Annotated in this window: 21 protein-coding genes; 17 read left to right on the plus strand and 4 right to left on the minus strand. The window is 35.9% G+C overall.

The genetic code is table 11. From position 1 onward, the window contains the following. Positions 1-88: 88 nt before the first annotated feature. Genes P177_RS03040 through hutH form a run of 3 tightly spaced genes read right to left on the minus strand, consistent with a single transcriptional unit; the run spans position 89 to position 4977 of the window. On the minus strand, positions 89-2089 hold the full coding sequence (locus tag P177_RS03040) for a urocanate hydratase (RefSeq protein WP_036151709.1): 2001 nt from the start codon (positions 2087-2089) through the stop codon (positions 89-91). Between the two features lie 55 nt (positions 2090-2144). Then, on the minus strand, positions 2145-3398 hold the full coding sequence (hutI, locus tag P177_RS03045) for an imidazolonepropionase (protein ID WP_036151711.1): 1254 nt from the start codon (positions 3396-3398) through the stop codon (positions 2145-2147). A gap of 4 nt (positions 3399-3402) precedes the next feature. After that, positions 3403-4977, minus strand: a complete 1575-nt coding sequence (gene hutH / locus P177_RS03050) for a histidine ammonia-lyase (protein ID WP_036151713.1) — start codon at positions 4975-4977, stop codon at positions 3403-3405. A gap of 84 nt (positions 4978-5061) precedes the next feature. Between hutH and P177_RS03055 the strand changes: the two genes are divergently transcribed. Together P177_RS03055 and P177_RS03060 are read left to right on the plus strand one after the other, a co-directional pair. Then, positions 5062-5955, plus strand: coding sequence for a LysR family transcriptional regulator (locus tag P177_RS03055; protein WP_036151715.1), 894 nt, complete (start codon positions 5062-5064; stop codon positions 5953-5955). A 147-nt stretch (positions 5956-6102) separates the two neighbouring features. Continuing rightward, entirely contained in the window at positions 6103-6660 is a 558-nt protein-coding gene (locus P177_RS03060) for a nitroreductase family protein (RefSeq protein WP_036151717.1), read from the plus strand. Between the two features lie 8 nt (positions 6661-6668). Here the strand turns inward: P177_RS03060 and P177_RS03065 are convergent, their stop codons facing one another. Further along, positions 6669-7184, minus strand: a complete 516-nt coding sequence (locus tag P177_RS03065; protein WP_036151719.1) for a DUF456 domain-containing protein — start codon at positions 7182-7184, stop codon at positions 6669-6671. Positions 7185-7328: 144 nt separating this feature from the next. Between P177_RS03065 and P177_RS03070 the strand changes: the two genes are divergently transcribed. The 15 genes from P177_RS03070 to P177_RS03140 all read left to right on the plus strand — a co-directional run bounded on the left by P177_RS03070 (position 7329) and on the right by P177_RS03140 (position 18543). Further along, the gene (locus P177_RS03070) at positions 7329-7691 is read left to right on the plus strand and encodes a BlaI/MecI/CopY family transcriptional regulator (RefSeq protein ID WP_036151723.1); all 363 of its coding nucleotides are present in this window, start codon (positions 7329-7331) and stop codon (positions 7689-7691) included. After that, complete coding sequence (locus tag P177_RS20315) at positions 7688-10132, plus strand: M56 family metallopeptidase (protein ID WP_051941689.1); 2445 nt, start codon at positions 7688-7690, stop codon at positions 10130-10132. Before P177_RS03070 ends, P177_RS20315 begins: the two co-directional genes overlap by 4 nt. 3 nt (positions 10133-10135) lie before the next feature. Beyond that, positions 10136-11275, plus strand: coding sequence for a tetratricopeptide repeat protein (locus P177_RS03080; protein ID WP_036151725.1), 1140 nt, complete (start codon positions 10136-10138; stop codon positions 11273-11275). Between the two features lie 42 nt (positions 11276-11317). After that, entirely contained in the window at positions 11318-11794 is a 477-nt protein-coding gene (locus tag P177_RS03085) for a hypothetical protein (protein ID WP_036151727.1), read from the plus strand. 5 nt (positions 11795-11799) lie between these two features. Beyond that, positions 11800-12357 carry a crossover junction endodeoxyribonuclease RuvC gene (gene ruvC, locus P177_RS03090; protein ID WP_036151729.1) on the plus strand — a complete coding sequence of 186 codons (558 nt, stop codon included), beginning with the start codon at positions 11800-11802 and terminating at the stop codon, positions 12355-12357. Between the two features lie 65 nt (positions 12358-12422). Next, the gene (locus tag P177_RS03095; RefSeq protein ID WP_036151732.1) at positions 12423-12788 is read left to right on the plus strand and encodes a four helix bundle protein; all 366 of its coding nucleotides are present in this window, start codon (positions 12423-12425) and stop codon (positions 12786-12788) included. A 65-nt stretch (positions 12789-12853) separates the two neighbouring features. Beyond that, entirely contained in the window at positions 12854-13987 is a 1134-nt protein-coding gene (gene hemW, locus P177_RS03100; protein ID WP_036151734.1) for a radical SAM family heme chaperone HemW, read from the plus strand. Positions 13988-14089: 102 nt separating this feature from the next. Next, positions 14090-14836, plus strand: a complete 747-nt coding sequence (locus P177_RS03105) for a cyclase family protein (RefSeq protein WP_036151736.1) — start codon at positions 14090-14092, stop codon at positions 14834-14836. A gap of 2 nt (positions 14837-14838) precedes the next feature. Further along, positions 14839-15198, plus strand: coding sequence for a DUF4260 domain-containing protein (locus P177_RS03110; protein WP_036151739.1), 360 nt, complete (start codon positions 14839-14841; stop codon positions 15196-15198). Continuing rightward, entirely contained in the window at positions 15191-15817 is a 627-nt protein-coding gene (locus P177_RS03115) for a DUF4230 domain-containing protein (protein ID WP_036151740.1), read from the plus strand. The genes P177_RS03110 and P177_RS03115 overlap by 8 nt, the downstream gene beginning before the upstream one ends. A gap of 53 nt (positions 15818-15870) precedes the next feature. Next, positions 15871-16230: a Dabb family protein gene (locus P177_RS03120; protein WP_394330711.1), complete on the plus strand. Its 360-nt coding sequence runs from the start codon at positions 15871-15873 to the stop codon at positions 16228-16230. A gap of 78 nt (positions 16231-16308) precedes the next feature. Continuing rightward, on the plus strand, positions 16309-16662 hold the full coding sequence (locus P177_RS03125) for an MmcQ/YjbR family DNA-binding protein (RefSeq protein ID WP_036151747.1): 354 nt from the start codon (positions 16309-16311) through the stop codon (positions 16660-16662). Positions 16663-16702: 40 nt separating this feature from the next. Next, positions 16703-17239, plus strand: coding sequence for a DUF2199 domain-containing protein (locus P177_RS03130; protein WP_051941691.1), 537 nt, complete (start codon positions 16703-16705; stop codon positions 17237-17239). A 199-nt stretch (positions 17240-17438) separates the two neighbouring features. After that, positions 17439-18056, plus strand: a complete 618-nt coding sequence (locus P177_RS03135; RefSeq protein WP_036151749.1) for an ExbD/TolR family protein — start codon at positions 17439-17441, stop codon at positions 18054-18056. A 4-nt stretch (positions 18057-18060) separates the two neighbouring features. Beyond that, entirely contained in the window at positions 18061-18543 is a 483-nt protein-coding gene (locus P177_RS03140; protein WP_036151751.1) for an ExbD/TolR family protein, read from the plus strand. The last annotated feature ends 56 nt before the right edge of the window (positions 18544-18599 follow it).

Raw genomic sequence — 18599 nt, forward strand, 5'->3', positions numbered from 1 at the left:
AACGGAAAAGTAGTATAAATCTTACATTTTATATATGTTAAATTAGTATTTGTTTCATTTTTAGTGTGTTGTAATTTTGTAAAGTGTTTTAGAATAAATTTTCTATATGTTTTTCATCAACTAATGTTGGTACCGTAACCTTTAGGGTTTTCGTTCTTTCCATTTCACGTTGTAAAGCAAACATCGCCTCTTTGTTTCTAGCCCAACTACGTCTGGCTATTCCGTTGTTTACATCGTAGAAAAGCATATTTTTTAATTTACGTGCTGCATCGTTAGATCCGTCTAATACCATTCCGAATCCGCCATTGGTGACTTCACCCCAACCAACTCCGCCGCCATTATGTATAGAAACCCAAGTTGCTCCTCTAAAACTATCGCCAATCACATTATGTATGGCCATGTCTGCGGTAAACCTGCTACCGTCATAAATATTGCTAGTTTCTCTGTATGGCGAATCTGTGCCACTAACATCATGGTGGTCCCGACCTAAAATTACAGGGGCACTTAATTCTCCATTTTCAATTGCTTCGTTAAAAGCCAAGGCTATTTTTGCCCTTCCTTCGGCATCGGCATATAAAATTCGTGCTTTGGAACCAACCACTAAACGGTTTTGCTCAGCTTCGGATATCCATTTGATATTGTCTGATAGTTGCTGTTGAATTTCTGGGGGTGCAATCTTTTTTATTTCTTTTAATACACGTAATGCAATGGCATCGGTTTTTTGTAAATCTTCTATTTTTCCAGAAGAGCATACCCAACGAAATGGCCCAAATCCATAGTCGAAACACATGGGTCCCAATATATCTTGAACGTAAGACGGATACTTAAAATCTATTTTGTTCTCTGCCATTACATCGGCACCGGATCTTGAAGCTTCTAACAAAAAGGCGTTGCCATAATCAAAGAAATAGGTGCCTCTTGCTGTATGCTGATTGATGGCTTCTGCATGTCTACGTAGCGATTCTTGCACTTTTGTTTTAAACGCATCAGGATCCTGATTCATCATTTCATTAGATTCTTCAAAAGTCAATCCTGCTGGATAATAACCACCTGCCCACGGATTATGCAAAGAAGTTTGGTCTGAACCAAGGTGAATGAATATGTCCTCTTTAAAAAAACGTTCCCATACATCGACCACATTGCCAATGAACGCCAGTGAAACGATTTCATTTTTAGAGGTCGCTTCCTTTGTTCTTGCTACTAAAACATCTAAATCTTCAATCAATTCATCTACCCAACCTTGTTCATGCCTCTTTTTTGCTGCAAGCGGATTCACTTCTGCACAAATGGTGATGCATCCGGCAATGTTACCGGCTTTTGGTTGTGCACCGCTCATTCCGCCTAATCCCGCAGTTAAGAATATTTTTCCATTGGGATTTTCATCTGCGCTTAACACTTTTCTAAAAGCATTCATTACAGTAATGGCAGTGCCGTGAACGATACCTTGAGGACCAATGTACATATACGAACCCGCAGTCATTTGTCCGTATTGGGTGACACCTAGTGCATTGTATTTGTCCCAATCGTCTTGTTTGGAGTAATTCGGAATCATCATTCCGTTTGTGACCACAACCCTAGGAGCTTCTTTAGATGACGGAAACATTCCCATAGGATGGCCGGAATAGATATGTAAGGTTTGTTCGTTCGTCATTTCAGATAAATACTGCATGGTCAATAGGTACTGCGCCCAATTTTGGAAAACGGCTCCGTTACCACCATAGGTAATAAGTTCTTGCGGATGTTGTGCAACGGCAGGGTCCAGATTATTCTGAATCATGAGCATGATGGCTGCAGCGTGACTAGTTTGTGCCGGATATGCTGAAATAGCACGGGCATACATCTTATAAGAGGGTTGAAAACGATACATGTAAATTCTGCCATAGGTCTTTAATTCTTCAGCAAATTCAGGAGCTAATACCGCATGCCAGTCCGCCGGAAAATAACGCAAGGCATTTCTAATCGCCAATTGTTTTTCTTCTTTAGATAATATCTGCTTTCGGTTTGGGGCGTGACTAACCGCTGAAGAACGCTCCTTTTTTGGAGGTAATTCAGTAGGTATCCCTTGTTGTATTTCTGACTTAAAATCCATCTTTAATATTTTGAGCTATAGAATTAGAATATTTTAAGAGTTCCCCCTTTGGGGGCTAGGGGGCTTTATGTCTATCAAAAACCAACTCACCATTTTTCCAAATCATACATGGTTTTAGATTTCCTTGGTTGTATAGAATATCTTGGTATTTGTCTGAATGAAATACCGCCAGGTCAGCTAAAAGTCCCGCTTCCAATTTGCCGCGATCTTCTAGTTTTAAAGCTGCCGCTGCTCTAAATGTGATTCCTGCCAAGACCTCGGCATTGGTCAGTTTTTCGAATGTTCCCAGAATACTGGCTTGGGTCAGTAAATCGCCCATTGGTGCAGAGCCAGGGTTGTGGTCACTAGCAATGGCAACTGCTGCACCGGCATCCAATAATTTACGTGCGGGTGTAAAATCGCATCCTAACCCTATAGAGGCTCCAGGTAATGCTACGGCAATGGTATCACTGTTTGATAAAAGTGCAATTTCTGAATCTGTACTAGCTTCTAGATGGTCTGCGCTAAGAGCATTATGATTTACGGCAACTTTGCTTCCGCTTGTTGAGAATTGATCTGCATGTACGGTAATATCAAAATTCATGTCGCTAGCTTTTGAGAAATACGCCTGAATATCATCGGCAGAAAAAGCGCTTTGTTCAATAAAAGCATCCATTCTATGGGTGAGGTTTTCTTCTTTAAGAACAGGGAACAACTTCTCACTTATTAGTTTTAGATACTCCTTTTCTGTTCCCTCAAAATCTTTTGGTAACATATGCGCTGCAAGGCACGTAGAAATCAATTCTGGTAATGCTTGCTTGTTCGCTTCTTTAATTGCGCGAAGCATTTTCAATTCTTCATCTACTGTTAATCCGTATCCACTTTTAACCTCTAGTGTAGTGGTGCCATTTTTTAAATGCCGATTGGCTCTTTTAATGGTGTTTTTGGTCAATTCTTCAGTACTCGCCTTTCGGGTTTCGGTAACGGTATCCCAAATACCACCACCGGAATTTGCAATTTCCAGATATGATTTACCGGCATTTCTCATGGCGTAATCTTTGGCGCGCGAGCCACCAAAGCAAATATGGGTATGGGCATCTACAAAGCCTGGAAGACAAACATGATTTCCTTTTAATAATTGGATGTCTGCTTGAGGATATTCTGATTTCAAGTCATCAAAATTTCCTGTGGCTAGTATTACCTTGTTTTCTATAACAATTCCGCCTTCAATAATAACATCAAGCTCATGGTCGGCAATTGCACCTTTCAATGCCATGCCGGTCATAGGAATGATTTGTTTAAACGGACCTATAAGTGTTCTTTTTGTCATTAGATTAGTAGTTTTCGAACTCTTCTGAGTGTTTTGTCTTTAAAGATATGTTATGTTCTGCTTGTACACGGTCTATAACTTTAAGTATGGTCTGATCTTTTATCATAGCAAGACCTTTTTCAATATCGTCTGCAAATACCCGGTCTTTACTTGCAAAAGCTACTTGCTCACGTACTGCATTATGTACTTCATCTAAATAAATGCCGGACTTTAGGGGTTTTCTAAATTCAAATGCTTGTGCTGCTGTTAACAACTCAATAGCTAATATTTTCTCTACATTGCTTATGACTTGCAATGCTTTTCTGCCACCAATAGAGCCCATACTCACATGATCTTCTTGCCCAAGGGAAGTAGGAATACTATCTGCGCTTGATGGAAAGCAAAGTCCCTTATTCTCACTTGCCAATGCTGCGGTGGTGTATTGTAAAATCATATATCCGGAATTGATGCCGGTGTCGTTCATAAGTAATTTGGGTACACCAGGACTGTTTCCTTCTAACGATAAATAAATACGCCGGTCTGAAATATTACCGATTTCCGATGCAGCCAAACACGCATAATCCAATGCCATGGCTAAAGGTTGACCGTGAAAATTACCACCACTAATGGTCAATTCTTCATCTATAATTACGGGATTGTCAGTAACCGAGTTTAACTCTACTTCTAATAATTCTTTTAAATGTAACCAAGCTGTTCTTGAAGCTCCATGAACTTGCGGAATACAACGGATGGAGTAGGGGTCTTGAACTTTTTCGCAATCTACATGGGCTTCCATAATTTCAGAGCCCTTTAATAATTTCTTTACTCGTTTTGCCACATGCACATTACCTTTAAAAGGACGAAGTGCATGAAGCTCGTTATAAAATGGTTTAACTGAACCCTGTAAACCTTCTATCATCATAGCACCAATAACATCTGCCTGAGCTAAAATAGAATGTAATTGTGCTACCACTTTTACGGCATGTGCAGCTATAAATTGTGTGCCGTTTATCAATGCCAGCCCTTCTTTTGGTCCCAATTCAATTGGATTCAATCCTGTTTTTTTGAAAAGGGTTTCAGTAGTTATCGTTTCATTCTTGTATTCTACCTTACCTAAACCAATTAGTGGTAAGAACAGGTGGGATAATGGCGCCAAATCTCCCGAAGCGCCCACAGATCCTTGAGAAGGAACTACTGGAATAGCATCGTTCTCTATATGCCATATAATACGCCTAAGGGTGTTCAATGCTATACCGGAATATCCTTTTGCAAGAGATTGTGCTTTAAGGATCAACATTAATTTAGCAATATCTTTTGCTATAGGTTCGCCAATACCTACACTATGGCTTTGAAGTATATTGGTCTGTAAAATATTGGTTTCCGATTTTGATATTTTCGTTGTGCATAATGGTCCAAATCCGGTATTGATACCATACACAGGAAGACCTTTTTCTACAATGTTCTGTACAATTTTCCAGCTCTCGTTTATTTTATGTTCTGTAGCTTTAGAAAGTGTAATAGTATATTCATGGTTTACAATTTGCATTGCTGTACCTGTAGTAAGCCAATCTTCGCCTAATTTAAATGCCTGTTTGCTCATAGCTTTCGCTTTTCAGTATTTTTCTTAAAATTAATACCTATTTTTAATACTTGGTAATATCAATTTTGTCATCAATTCATAACTATGAGTAATCAAATAGAATTGCGCCACCTTACCTATTTCCTAGCGGTAGCGCAAGAATTGCACTTTAGAAAGGCTGCGGAAAAACTGTTTATCTCCCAACCGGGACTCAGTAGGCAGGTGAAGCAGATGGAAGAGATTTTAGAGACCCAATTATTTGAAAGAAACAAGAAGAAAGTGGCGCTTACACCTGCTGGTCACTATTTAAAAAAGGAGGTTGAATATATCTTAAATCATCTTGAAAAAGTAGAGCGGCAATTAAAATTGGTGGGCGATGGTAATAGTGGCGAATTACGAATTGGCTTTTTAGGTTCTGCCATGCAACAGGTGATTCCTAAGTTATTATTACAGATAAAAGATGTCTACCCCAAAGTGAAAACATCTTTAGAAGAATTGTCAAATATTGCTCAAGTAGATGCCGTTTTAAATGATCAGTTAGATATGGGTTTTGTACGGGTATCTAGAGTACCCAGTACATTAGAAATGAAAACCGTTTTCACCGATACCTTTTCTTTGGTTTTACCAGAAAGGTACCCTATGCTGACCAGGGAATTTGACGGTATGGAAAGATTTGCCAAAGAAGATTTTATATTATTTAGTCAGGCATATAGTCCTTTATACTACGATACCATTATGAGTATTTGTAAAGATGCGGGCTTTGTACCTAAAGTCTCGCACAAATCGGTTCATGCACATACCATTTTTAAGCTGGTAGAAAATCACATGGGTATTGCAATTGTACCTACTTCTTTGCAAAACGGATTTCAAATGAAGGTGAAGTTTGTGGAGTTAAATGATATTCCCCAACGAGCAGAACTATCGGTGATATGGAAAAAGGAACATACCAACCCTGTACTTAAGAATTGTATGGAGTTGCTTTTAAAAGACAAGTTTTAATACTTATGTAACATAGAATGAGGTTTTCAAATCTTAATTTTACTTTGGTTACAAATGGGAGAAAATAGAAGATAGAGAATAGAGCTTGCTGCGAATTGCGCTATGCGCGCAACGATTAACGATTAACGAACAACGAACAACGAAAATATGATATTAGATATAATCAAAAAGAGACGATCGGTATTTCCGGTGCAATATAATGATACACCAATTACGAAGGCAGATATAGAAAAGGTGTTAGAAGCGGCAAATTGGGCACCTAACCATAAGTGTACAGAGCCATGGCGATTTAAAGTGATTCAAGGGGAAGCAAAAGGTAGGTTAGGTAATTTCTTATCTAAAAAATATGAAGAGCTTGATCCTAAGCCAAAAGCAATGAAGATTAAAAAGCTGCAGGAAAATCCTAAAATGGCAAGTACTATTATTGCAATTTGCATGCAAAGAGATCCTAATGAATCGATTCCGGAATGGGAAGAGGTTGCTGCAGTTGCTATGGCAGTTCAGAATATGTGGTTGCAGTGCACGGATATGGGCATTGGGTCGTATTGGTCTTCACCGGGACTCATAAAACACATGGGGGAGTTTTTAAGCTTAGCCAATGGTGAAAAATGTTTAGGATTTTTCTATATGGGTAATTTTGATGGAGAATTTGGTGAAGGTAAACGTGAGCCTATTGAAAGTAAAACAGAATGGATAACGGAGTAATATCTCCTTTAATTAAAGAAAGGAAATAGGGCATTACTATGCTCCCAAGCTTTTGAAATGAAGAGTCCCAAATAAACAATGGCGACCATAAATTTTAAAAATGTACCTGTTAAAAATCCTAAAAAAGAACCAAAAGCCGCTTTCGTAGCGGTTTTTTTGTCTGCTTTATTCAGTAATTCTCCTACTAAAGCACCCACAAAAGGCCATATAATAATTCCGAATGGTCCTAGAACTGGGAATATTAAAGCAACCAATAATCCTACCGTGGTTCCTATAACTCCCGCTTTCGTACCTCCAAACTTCTTTGTTCCTATGGCTGGTATTACGTAATCTAATCCAAAAACTACTAAGGCTATAGCTAGTGTAATACCTAAAAACGTCCAATTCATGGTAATAGCGCTGGTAGAATATAATAACAGTAAACCTACCCAACTAATTGGAGGTCCGGGTAAAACGGGTAAAAAGCTTCCTAGAATACCTACGAGCATTAATATAAAGCCTAGAACTAATAAAAATATATCCATTGTAAATAGTAAGTGTTGCTTATAAGACTAATATAGGTTGCATTTGTTACATGATCACCTATCAAAATAAATTTTTTCAACTATAAAATTAGTTTAAACTAAATATTTAGTTATATTTGGGTGTAGAACTAAAAGATTAGTTGAATGAAGCAGTTGACAAAAGCAGAGGAAGAAGTAATGATTGTGTTATGGGAATTACAGAAATGTAACGTAGCATCGATCATTGAAAAATTACCTGAACCAAAACCGGCATATAATACCGTTTCTACAATTGTTAGAATTTTAGAAAGCAAGGGTTTTGTTGATCATGAACAAGTAGGTAAAGGATATTTGTATTTCCCTTTGGTGAAGAAATCAGATTACAGTAATCAATCCATCAACAAATTGGTAGACGGCTATTTTCAAGGTTCATTTAAAAGTATGGTGTCATTTTTTATGAAGAAGAATGATATGAGCCTATCGGAATTGGAATCTGTTTTAAATGAAATTAAAAAGGAAAAACCATGATACAATACATTTTGGAGTGCATCGCCTTTCAACTTCTTTTCTTAGTTATTTATGACTTTTTTCTAAAGAAAGAAACGTTTTTTCAATGGAATAGGCTGTATTTAATCGGAACCTTTGTTTTGTCTTTGATATTACCTTGGGTAAAAATAGAAGCTTTTAAGCAGCAAGTGCCGCAGACATTTGCCCAATACCCAGAATATTTATGGGGATTACAAAATACAGATGTAGTAGTACAGGTTCAAGAATCAACGGGTTGGAATGTGACTTGGCAAGAAGGAGTGCTGTATGGTGGAATGCTTGTAGCAATGGTGTTATTCGGATTAAAAATTAGACAGTTGTATCTATTGAGAAAAAGCGGAGAAAAGATTTCTTACCCTTTGTTTACCCAGATTGTTATAGCAAACAGCAATATTGCTTTTTCGTTCTTTAAATCCATTTTTATTGGAGATAAAGTATTGAAGATGAAACATGATACCATAATAGCTCACGAATTGGTACATATAAAACAAAGGCATACATACGATTTGTTGTTCTTTGAGTTGATGAGAATTGTAGGCTGGTTTAATCCGCTAGTGTACGTATATCAAAATCGTATTTCAGAACTACATGAATTTATTGCCGATGCTCAAGTATCAAAAGAGCATAAATCAGATCATTATGAGCAGTTGCTGGCTCAGGTTTTTCAAACCGAACATATATCATTCATCAATCAATTTTTTACAAAATCATTAATCAAAAAACGAATAATCATGTTACAAAAATCAAAATCAAAAAAAGTTTGGCAGTTGAAGTATTTGCTTCTTGTGCCAATGGTATTGGGAATGCTGCTATATACTAGTTGTAAAATGAATAAGACCACAACTGATAGTCAAGTAATCAATGAAAATGATGAGCTTTTAATTTCAGAAATAAAGGATAAAATTAAAGTGAATAATTTGGATATGAATTACTTATATACTTCTGGATTAGCGGAAAAATATAAGCATATTGACCAAGAAATTACCAAACATGAATTTTTTCTATATAAAGTCTTACAAAATGAAGTCATGGAGAAGGTATTTAAAGGTTATATTAAAGAAAATCCGGGTGAAAACATTGAGTTAGCAACGTTACAGCCACCTTCTACTGATGGATATAATAGTTTTATAGGTCAAAGAAAAGCTTATAAATTAATGGATAATGACCTAAAATCATCGGTTAAAGCATTCGGAAAGGATATTACTTTTTATGATAACAGTTTAGGGGCTTATCCATCAGATTTTCTAAAATATAAAGTAAATAAAACATCGAAGCTTAGTTCAAATGAATTACAAAAATTCAATGAATTGTTAGTTAGTTTAGAAAATGAACCTGATTATTTAACGAATATCATTCTTTATGATGACACAAATGTTTTTTTAATAAAGACCGATAATAAAGATATAAGGGGTAGTATTGAGTCTCGAAGTGTTGAGATTGTAAGTGAAGAAGAATTTGAAGATATGGATAATGTCAATGTTGCTTTTGCAGTAGTTGAGGAAGTCCCAATTTTTCCTGGTTGTGAAGATGCAGACGATAAACGTGCTTGCTTTAATGAGAAAATGCAGCGGCATATTGGTAAGCATTTTAATTATCCGCAAGCTGCCCAAGATGCTAATATAGAAGGGCGAGTAAGTACCATGTTCATTATTTCTTCAGAGGGTAAAATTGAAAATATTAAAATGCGTGGTCCTGATAAATTATTAGAAGATGAGGTAGAGCGCATTATTGAGAAGTTACCAGAAATGAAACCTGGTAAACAATTTGGCAAAGCGGTTAATGTTCCATTTTCTATTCCTATTCAATTCAAATTAGATGATAGTGATAGTTCTATACTAGATGAAAAAACATACGGAAATGAGAATGATGTTCCTTATGCTGTAGTTGATGAGGTCCCAATTTTTCCAGGCTGTGAAGATGCAGACGATAAGCGCGCTTGCTTTAATGAGAAAATGCAGCAACATATTGGTAAATATTTTAATTATCCAAAAGCAGCTAGAGATGCGAATATAGAGGGGCGAGTAAATACTATGTTCATCATTTCTTCAGAAGGCACTATTGAAAATATTAAAATGCGTGGTCCAGATAAGTTGTTAGAAGATGAGGTAGAACGCATTATTACGAGGTTACCAGAAATGACACCTGGAAAGCAATCGGGTAAGGCTGTGAACGTACCTTTTTCGATTCCGGTTCAATTTCAATTACAAGAGGATGATACTGCGAATATGGTTTCTGAAATTTCAGATGATATGGAAATGGAGCCTTTGTACTATGTTAATGATAGAAAAATCACTAAACTAGAAATGGAAGCTATTGATCCAAATACTATAGAAAGTATTTTTATTTTAAAAGATGAAAAAGCCATAGAAAAATATGGTGAAGAAGGTAAAAAGGGAGTGGTTGAAATTAGAATTAAAAAGTAATAAGTGAAGCATCTTTTTATATTTACACTGCTATTATTACAGATTAAAGTCGAGGCTCAAACCTCGGCTTTAGCTATTGCTGATAGCTTATATACTTTAGGGAATTATTCAAAGGCGATTAATGAATATTCCAAAGTTGGCGGACTTTCTGCTGCGCTTCAGATAGCAAGAAGTTACAATGCCGTTGGCAATTATGAAAAAGCTATTATACAGTATCAATATGTGGTCGATGAAGATGTTGAAAATCAACTCGCACAATTTGAACTTGGAAAATTATTGCTGAAAGTAAATAGGTTTGACGAGGCAAAACCTGTGTTTATCAATTTGTCCAATCTCAATACAACTAATCCGGAATTTCAATTTTATTTGGGGGAAGTCAATCGTCATTTAGATGCTGCAGACTCAAGTTTAAAACATTACGAAAAAGCAATTAAATTAGATAGTACACATCTTAGAAGTCTGTTTCAGCTTGCAAAACATTACACTATTAAGCAAGAGCGCGATAATGCTTTAAAATACATTTTACAGGGTTTGGATTATTATGAGAATGATGTCTCTCTCATTAATTTACATGCATTGGTACTATTTAATGATTCTCAATTCGAGAAAGCAATTCCTTTATTCGAACGGCTTTTAGAATTAGGAGAGGATAAAGATTACGTCTATGAAAAACTAGGCATTTCCTATAGGCGAAATTGGGAGTTTAAAAAGGCTAAAGAAGCTTATGCCATTTTATTGAAGAGAGATGATACCAATTCACAGACGTATTTTGACCTAGCCAGTGTTTATCAGAAAGAAAGCAAATTAGACAGCGCTAAAATTTATATTAACAAAGCAATGGCTGTTCAAAAACCCATTTTTGCAAATGGCTATAATCAATTGGCATATATCGCCCGTGAGCAAAAAGATTTAGAAAAGGCGTTCAAATTATTCGAAAGAGCACATAAAGAAGATACATCTAATGCGTTTATCTATTACAATATAGCCACCACGTACGATCAGTTTGGTACTGACTTGAAGAAGAAATTAGGCTATTATGAGAATTTCTTGAAAAATTATCCGAATCAGCATCCGTACTATTATGAAACTGCCAAAAAACGTATTTCTGAGTTAAAGGAAGAAATCCATTTTACCAAAGATTAAACTCCTTAAAAAAATCGTAATTTCACTTGTAGAACAGGTGTAATGAAACGAGTTGTAATTTTCCTTTTTATGATACTTATAAGTTCATGTTCGTTCTTTGAATCTAAACAAAAAAGAACGCAAGAGCTTATAGATGAGGAATTGCGCCATATGGATTGGAACAGTGTAGATTCTTATCCGTTTTTCTATACTTGCGATGAAGCGGTTACCAAAGAACAGCAAAAGATTTGCTTTGAAGAAACCTTAATCTCCCATTTTCAAGAAACCTTGAATGATTTTGAATTCACCTTGACCGATAAGGAAAGTGAAACCGTTGAGGTTATTTTTGTCATTGATACCCTAGGTAAAATAAGAGTTGCCGATATTTATAAAAATGAACTAGTATTAAACCAAATGCCAGAATTTGATGGCGTTATTACGCAAAGCTTAAAGAATCTTCCTAAACTTGCACCTGCTTTAAAAAGAGGAATTCCGGTGAATACCAAATATCGAATTCCGGTTCAATTAAATACAAACTAAGCATTTTGGCGAACGAGAAAATAATTTTGGGTATTGACCCAGGTACGACTATTATGGGTTTCGGACTCATAAAAGTGGTAGGTAAAAAAATGGAGTTTATTCAAATGAACGAATTGCTTCTTCAAAAATATAACGACCCATACACCAAATTAAAACTCATTTTTGAGCGTACTATCGAATTGATAGATACCTATCACCCAGATGAGATTGCCATTGAAGCACCTTTCTTCGGTAAGAACGTACAATCGATGCTTAAACTAGGGCGTGCACAAGGAGTTGCTATGGCAGCGGGACTATCACGTCAAATACCGATTACCGAATACCTGCCCAAAAAAATTAAAATGGCGGTAACCGGAAATGGTAATGCTAGTAAGGAACAAGTCGCTAGAATGTTACAAAGCGTATTGGGACTAAAAACACTCCCAAAAAATCTAGATAGCACTGACGGACTTGCTGCTGCCGTTTGTCATTTTTATAATCAAGGGAGAGTTGATGTGGTCGGTAAAAGTTATTCTGGCTGGGATGCTTTTGTGAAACAGAATGAGAAACGAGTTAAAAAATAGTTTTCAGTGGGCAGTACCAGTATTCAGTAACAGTTATCAGTAGCAGTAACCAGTAAAAATAATATATGCAGTTTCAAGATTTGTTGGCTTACAAAAAGTCTTTTGCACTTGCAATGAAGATATTTCATACTTCAAAATCCTTTCCTAAAGAAGAGAAATATTCTTTGACTGACCAAATTAGACGTTCGTCTAGAAGTGTGAGCGCTAATATTGCAGAAGCCTATCGTAAAAGAAGTTATCCTAAGCACTTTATAAGTAAGTTAACTGATAGCGATGCTGAAAATTCAGAAACTCAGACTTGGCTAGAGTTTGCATTAAAATGTGAATATATTGACCAAATAACATTTAATGATTTTATAAAAGATAGTGAAGAAGTTGGTAAGCTTTTAAACTATATGATTAATAACCCAAGTAAATTTGGTTCAAACTAAGAACTGTAAATTGAAAACTGGTACTGCCTACTGAATACTGGTACTGCCCACTGAAAACTGAAACTATGTCCGGTATCTACATCCACATACCATTTTGCAAGCAGGCTTGTCACTATTGTGATTTCCATTTTTCTACCACTATGGGAAAGAAAGAGGCGATGGTGAAAGCATTGAGCAAAGAGCTAGAGCTCCGAAAAAAAGAGTTTAAAGGCGAGCAAGTAGCTACTATCTATTTTGGTGGAGGTACACCTTCTGTTTTAGAAACTAAGGAAATTGAGCAATTGATAGAAGCGGTTCGTGAACATTATAATGTTGTAGACAATCCGGAAATTACGTTAGAGGCGAATCCTGATGATTTATCCGAAGAGAAAATACTACAACTGGCAGTCAGTCCTATAAATCGTTTAAGTATAGGCATTCAATCATTTTTTGAGGAAGATTTAAAATTGATGAACAGGGCACATAATGCTTTGGAAGCTGAAAAGTGTTTGCAATTGGCGAGTCAGCATTTCGATAATATTTCCATCGATCTTATTTATGGAATGCCCAATATGACTTTAGAACGCTGGAAGCAAAATATTAATAAAGCACTTGATTTTAATATTCCCCATATCTCTAGTTATGCCCTTACGGTAGAGCCCAAAACGGCACTTGCGAAGTTCGTGGATGATGGGTTGATTACGCCTACATCTGACGAAGAAACGCAAGAGCATTTTAACCTGCTGAACGATACTTTGCTTGCAGCAGGATTCGATTGTTATGAGATTTCCAATTTTGGAAAACCAGGGTATTATTCTCAAAATAATTCCGCCTACTGGCAGCAGAAAAAATATATAGGCATTGGTCCGTCCGCTCATTCTTTTGATGGAGTGCGTAGAGGATGGAATATCAATAATAACCCTAAGTATATAAAATCCATAGAGCAGAATATATTACCTATGGAGGTGGAAGTACTTTCTTCGACCGATAAATATAACGAGTATGTGATGACAGGCTTGCGGACTATCTGGGGTGTGTCTCTTGCTAGAATATCAACTGAATTCGGACCTCAATACAAAGAATATGCGCTAATGCAAGCCGATAAGTTTCTAGAAGAGCATTTACTTTTTGTTGATGGTGACATTCTGAAGACCACTAAAAAAGGGATGTTTCTAGCAGACGGCATTGCGGCAGATTTGTTTATGTTGAATTTGAAATAGATGAAAGAAGCTTGTTATGAGCAATCTAAAAATTCGTAATTTTCTAACTCTTAAAAGATAAGCCTTAACCATACGTCTGCACATAAATTTACAAATTGTAAAATGAAGACTATCATAACCTATAATGCCAACGAGTACAAAATAGACCTATCTAAACCCCTAGATATTTCCATACCTATTACTAATAACGATGATAATGTAAATGCTTGGTATATTGATGCTCCAACAATAGAGCCCCATAGAGAAACTAATTTTACAGGGAGTATTGCGGCAGGTTCTAGTACTAATTTTTATGATATTTCATTCAATCCGCATTCCCATGGTACGCATACGGAGTGTGTTGGTCATATTTCTGCAGCGCATCAATCTATAAATCAGCATTTAAAACAGTTTTTCTTTTTGGCTGAGGTGATTACGATTACACCATCTGAAGAAAAAGGAGATTTGGTCATTACAAAAGATCAATTTCAAAAGTTACTTGGCGGTAATACCCCAAAGGCATTAGTGATAAGAACGCTACCGAATCTGGCATCAAAACGAAATAGGCAGTATTCGCATACCAACCCGCCTTACATATTAGAGGATGCCATGGTGTTATTAAAAGATTTGGGAGTGGAGCATTTGTTGATCGACTTGCCATCTGTAGACAAGGAAAAAGATGATGGCAAGCTTCTGGCGCACAAGGCATTTTGGAACTTTAATGGAGAGGTGAGATTAAACGCTACTATTACCGAGTTTATTTATGTTCCAAATTCAATTGCTGATGGTGTGTACTTTGTAAACTTGCAGGTGGCACCTTTTGAGAATGACGCTAGCCCAAGCAGACCGGTGCTTTATAAAATAGAATAATTATGAGAAATCTACTAAAATTAGAGGAACTCGCCTTAATGGTGTTGGGTATTTTTATGTTCGGTCTATTAGGTTATCAATGGTGGTGGTTGCCAGTTTTGATACTTACGCCAGATATTTCAATGTTGGGTTATTTACTAGGTTCCAAAATAGGTGCTGTGTGTTATAATACCTTTCACCATAGGGGATTCGCCGTACTATTATACTTTGTAGGTATTTATTTTATGTTACCCATAATACAATTAATAGGTACAATTCTTTTTATACATACCGCCATGGACCGTATCTTTGGTTACGGACTCAAATATGATAAAGGGTTTAAGTTTACGCATTTAGGCGAAATAGGAAATAACAATGGATAATATATTTGATACGATTCTCGGTCTGGTTTTAGGGGCTATTGGCATGTATTGGCTTTTTAATTTTTTTAAAGGCAAGAAAAGTAAAGAGATTACAACACACCAATCTACCGTGTTGTTAGAGAAGATGAAAAGTGTTTGCAAATTGATATCTGTAGAAGGTGAATTTGCAGAAATCTACCAGTATGAAAATGTAAAAGATTTCATGAGTTTGGTGAGTAGTAAAAAGAAGGCTTTGGTAGTTATAAAAGCTAAAGCACATATAGGCTATGATCTAAGTAAACTTTTAATGCATGCCGATGAGAAAAAGAAAAAAATAGTTCTTGATAATTTTCCGCAACCGGAAGTACTAAGTATTGAACCAGAACTGGAGTTTTATGATATTAAAAGTGGATTTTTTAACTTTTTTGCTCCAGATGATTTAACCAAATTAAATGCGGAAGCCAAAGCACATATAAAGGAAAAGATTCCTGAAAGCGGACTAATGGATAACGCAAGAAAAGAAGCCTTGCAGACAGTTTTGATAATGGAAAAAATTGTAGAGACCATAGGTTGGACATTAGATTATTCCGCACTTAAAATTCCGCAGAAACAAATAGAATTACTCGAAGAAAAACAATAAACAACTAAGATTTAATTATGAAAAACGTAATTTGTATCCTTGCAATAACACTAATGACCTCTGTAACTTTTGGTCAAAATGATGATAAAATGACTGAATTCGACGCTAATTTTTCCCATACTGTATTTTTTTGGTTGAAAAACCCTGATAATCAAGCAGACCGAACTGCTTTTGAAACTTCTTTACGTAAGTTTTTAGATAACTCGGCATATGCTAAAACACAATTTATTGGCAAGCCGCCAAAAGCGAGTAGAGATGTGGTAGATGGTTCATTTACGTATTCTTTAATCGTAAGTTTCGATTCTGCTGAATCTCAGCAGGCATATCAAGACGAGGCACCGCACAAGGTGTTTATTGCCGAGTCTGAAAGCCTATGGTCTAAGGTCATCGTTTACGATTCTATTAGTATCTAAAAAGTACCATAATTTTAAGGTCGGGTACTGTTTGCTGTATTTGACCTTAATTAATTTATGTTCTAAAACCTCAATAGCATGAACGTTGAAGAATACCGAGATTATTGTATCTCAAAAAAAGGAGTAACAGAATCTTTTCCTTTTAATGAGACGACGCTGGTATTCAAAGTTATGGGTAAAATGTTTGCCCTTTGTGGCTTGGATAATGTTCCGCTTCGCGTTAATTTAAAATGCGACCCAGAAAGAGCTTTAGCACTTCGTGAAGAGCATGATGGCATTATTGAAGGTTGGCACATGAGTAAAAAGCATTGGAACACTGTTTACTTAGATAAAATATCCAAAGACCTTACAAAAGAACTTATTGATCATTCATACAATTTGGTGGTTTCTAAATTGACTAAGAAAGTGAAGGCGGAGTTGGAGGCGTTGTGATTTGTTTGATCTTTCAACAATAAATAAAAGATTAAGATTAATGTTTTGGAAAAGAAAAAAGAAAGTACCACCTGCATTTACATGCTCCGAATGCGGAAAAATACATTCTGATTGGCCAGCTTTAGCTTTTAATTCTCCTACTAACTATCATAATCTTTCTGATAAGGAAAAACAAGAAATAGGAAAACTGGATACGGATTTTTGTGAAATTCATCATCCTGACCAAATTGACCGTTTCATTAGGGTGACGCTTACCCAAAAAGTAAATGATATTTGTGAAACTCTTGAATATGGTCTTTGGGTTTCCTTAAGTGAAAAAAGTTATTCTGATTATAAGGAGAATTATAATAATTCTAATCATGAAGTGGGATATTTTGGGTGGTTATGTAGTAATATTGCTGAATATGGAAACACGCTTTCAATTCCTTGTGATGTTATAACTAAAACAGGTAATAGTAGACCTGAGATTTTTCCACATCAAGATTTTGACCATCCTTTAGTTAAAGACTATTATGAGGGTATTTCTAAAAAAGAAGCAGTAAATCGTATAGATGAAATGCTTAATAATATAGGGTAATTTTAAATAGCTCTAATACGCAATCTATAGGTCAATTCTATTTTAAAAATGAGGGTGTCATATACATTTAATGCTAGACTGTGATATTACCAAACGGTAAATAATATCCCATTCCCTCACTCAAAACCACCATTCCCTCATTATAACTTTTCGTTAGCGGTCAATTTTCAGTACTTAATAGTGTATAAAACCACTATTTATGAAAAACCACAGAAACCCTCAAGAAGTAAATGCCGGGTCAATGGCTGACATCGCTTTTTTATTACTCATCTTTTTCTTAGTTACCACTTCTATAGAAAATGATGCGGGACTAAACCGTATTATGCCTCCTGATGATAATAATGCTATTGTAGATATCAAAGAGAGAAACCTTTTTGAAATCCGCATAAATGATGCTGATTTAATAATGGCAGAAGGAGATATTATAGACCCTAAAAACCTTAGAGAGAAAGTAATCGCGTTTATTGATAACGGAGGATTAACATTAGAAGCAGAAGGATATTGTAATTATTGTAAAGGAAATAGATTCGCAGATTCCTCTGAGAATCCTGATAAAGCTATTATTTCTTTAAAGGCACAGCGTAATAGTAGTTATCCGGTTTATGTAACTGTGCAAAATGAAGTTATTGCAGCTTATAATGAATTACGAGATAGAGAGAGCTTACGATTGTTCAATACTCCTTATAAAACCATTTATTCCGATTATTACAATGAAGAAATTAACGAGGATAAAAAGAAAGTTTTGAAAGAACGACTGGAAATAATAAGAGCACTTTATCCACAGAAAATTCTAGAACCAGAAACCGTAAATAACTAAGACCATGATAAAATTCAACAAGTATAGATCTAGTAAAAGCTTGCCTCCTGTATCAACAGCATCATTACCTGATATTGTTTTTATACTTCTCTTTTTCTTTATGACGGTTACCGTTATGAAGAATCAAAATTTATTGGTGGAGAATACCTTGCCAACCGCAACTGAAACTGAAAAATTGGACAAGAAAGATAGGGTTATTGAAATTTATGTGGGTAAGCCTACTAACGACAGTAATACAAATTTGGGAGATGAGCCCAGAATTCAAATGGATAATAAATTTATTACTGTAGATGAAGTCGGCGATTATGCATTGCAAGCCTTGTCGTCAATGCCAGAACATTTAAAAAGTGTTGCAACAGTCTCCATAAAAGCAGACGTTGGTGTGAAAATGGGAATAATAGAAGACCTTAAAAGCGAACTGCGTGTGGTGAATTTGTTGAAAATAAACTATACCACTTATGAAGGTGCTGCTGAAGATAACTTATAGAATGAAATGAATGTTTTAAATCTACTTTCCATTTATAGAAACCATTTTCTAAGACT

It is taken from the genome of Maribacter forsetii DSM 18668 (genome assembly GCF_000744105.1).
Taxonomy (GTDB): domain Bacteria; phylum Bacteroidota; class Bacteroidia; order Flavobacteriales; family Flavobacteriaceae; genus Maribacter; species Maribacter forsetii.

Excerpts from the sequence above, each read along its gene's own strand:
- hutI (WP_036151711.1), bottom strand. The coding sequence starts at position 3,398 with ATGACAAAAAGAACACTTATAGGTCCGTTTAAACAAATCATTCCTATG.
- P177_RS03060 (WP_036151717.1), top strand. The coding sequence starts at position 6,103 with ATGATATTAGATATAATCAAAAAGAGACGATCGGTATTTCCGGTGCAA.
- P177_RS03110 (WP_036151739.1), top strand. The coding sequence starts at position 14,839 with ATGAGAAATCTACTAAAATTAGAGGAACTCGCCTTAATGGTGTTGGGT.
- P177_RS03125 (WP_036151747.1), top strand. The coding sequence starts at position 16,309 with ATGAACGTTGAAGAATACCGAGATTATTGTATCTCAAAAAAAGGAGTA.
- P177_RS20315 (WP_051941689.1), top strand. The coding sequence starts at position 7,688 with ATGATACAATACATTTTGGAGTGCATCGCCTTTCAACTTCTTTTCTTA.
- P177_RS03140 (WP_036151751.1), top strand. The coding sequence starts at position 18,061 with ATGATAAAATTCAACAAGTATAGATCTAGTAAAAGCTTGCCTCCTGTA.
- P177_RS03055 (WP_036151715.1), top strand. The coding sequence starts at position 5,062 with ATGAGTAATCAAATAGAATTGCGCCACCTTACCTATTTCCTAGCGGTA.
- hemW (WP_036151734.1), top strand. The coding sequence starts at position 12,854 with ATGTCCGGTATCTACATCCACATACCATTTTGCAAGCAGGCTTGTCAC.
- P177_RS03135 (WP_036151749.1), top strand. The coding sequence starts at position 17,439 with ATGAAAAACCACAGAAACCCTCAAGAAGTAAATGCCGGGTCAATGGCT.
- P177_RS03130 (WP_051941691.1), top strand. The coding sequence starts at position 16,703 with ATGTTTTGGAAAAGAAAAAAGAAAGTACCACCTGCATTTACATGCTCC.
- hutH (WP_036151713.1), bottom strand. The coding sequence starts at position 4,977 with ATGAGCAAACAGGCATTTAAATTAGGCGAAGATTGGCTTACTACAGGT.
- P177_RS03120 (WP_394330711.1), top strand. The coding sequence starts at position 15,871 with ATGACCTCTGTAACTTTTGGTCAAAATGATGATAAAATGACTGAATTC.
- P177_RS03070 (WP_036151723.1), top strand. The coding sequence starts at position 7,329 with ATGAAGCAGTTGACAAAAGCAGAGGAAGAAGTAATGATTGTGTTATGG.
- P177_RS03095 (WP_036151732.1), top strand. The coding sequence starts at position 12,423 with ATGCAGTTTCAAGATTTGTTGGCTTACAAAAAGTCTTTTGCACTTGCA.
- P177_RS03065 (WP_036151719.1), bottom strand. The coding sequence starts at position 7,184 with ATGGATATATTTTTATTAGTTCTAGGCTTTATATTAATGCTCGTAGGT.
- P177_RS03105 (WP_036151736.1), top strand. The coding sequence starts at position 14,090 with ATGAAGACTATCATAACCTATAATGCCAACGAGTACAAAATAGACCTA.
- P177_RS03040 (WP_036151709.1), bottom strand. The coding sequence starts at position 2,089 with ATGGATTTTAAGTCAGAAATACAACAAGGGATACCTACTGAATTACCT.
- P177_RS03115 (WP_036151740.1), top strand. The coding sequence starts at position 15,191 with ATGGATAATATATTTGATACGATTCTCGGTCTGGTTTTAGGGGCTATT.
- P177_RS03085 (WP_036151727.1), top strand. The coding sequence starts at position 11,318 with ATGAAACGAGTTGTAATTTTCCTTTTTATGATACTTATAAGTTCATGT.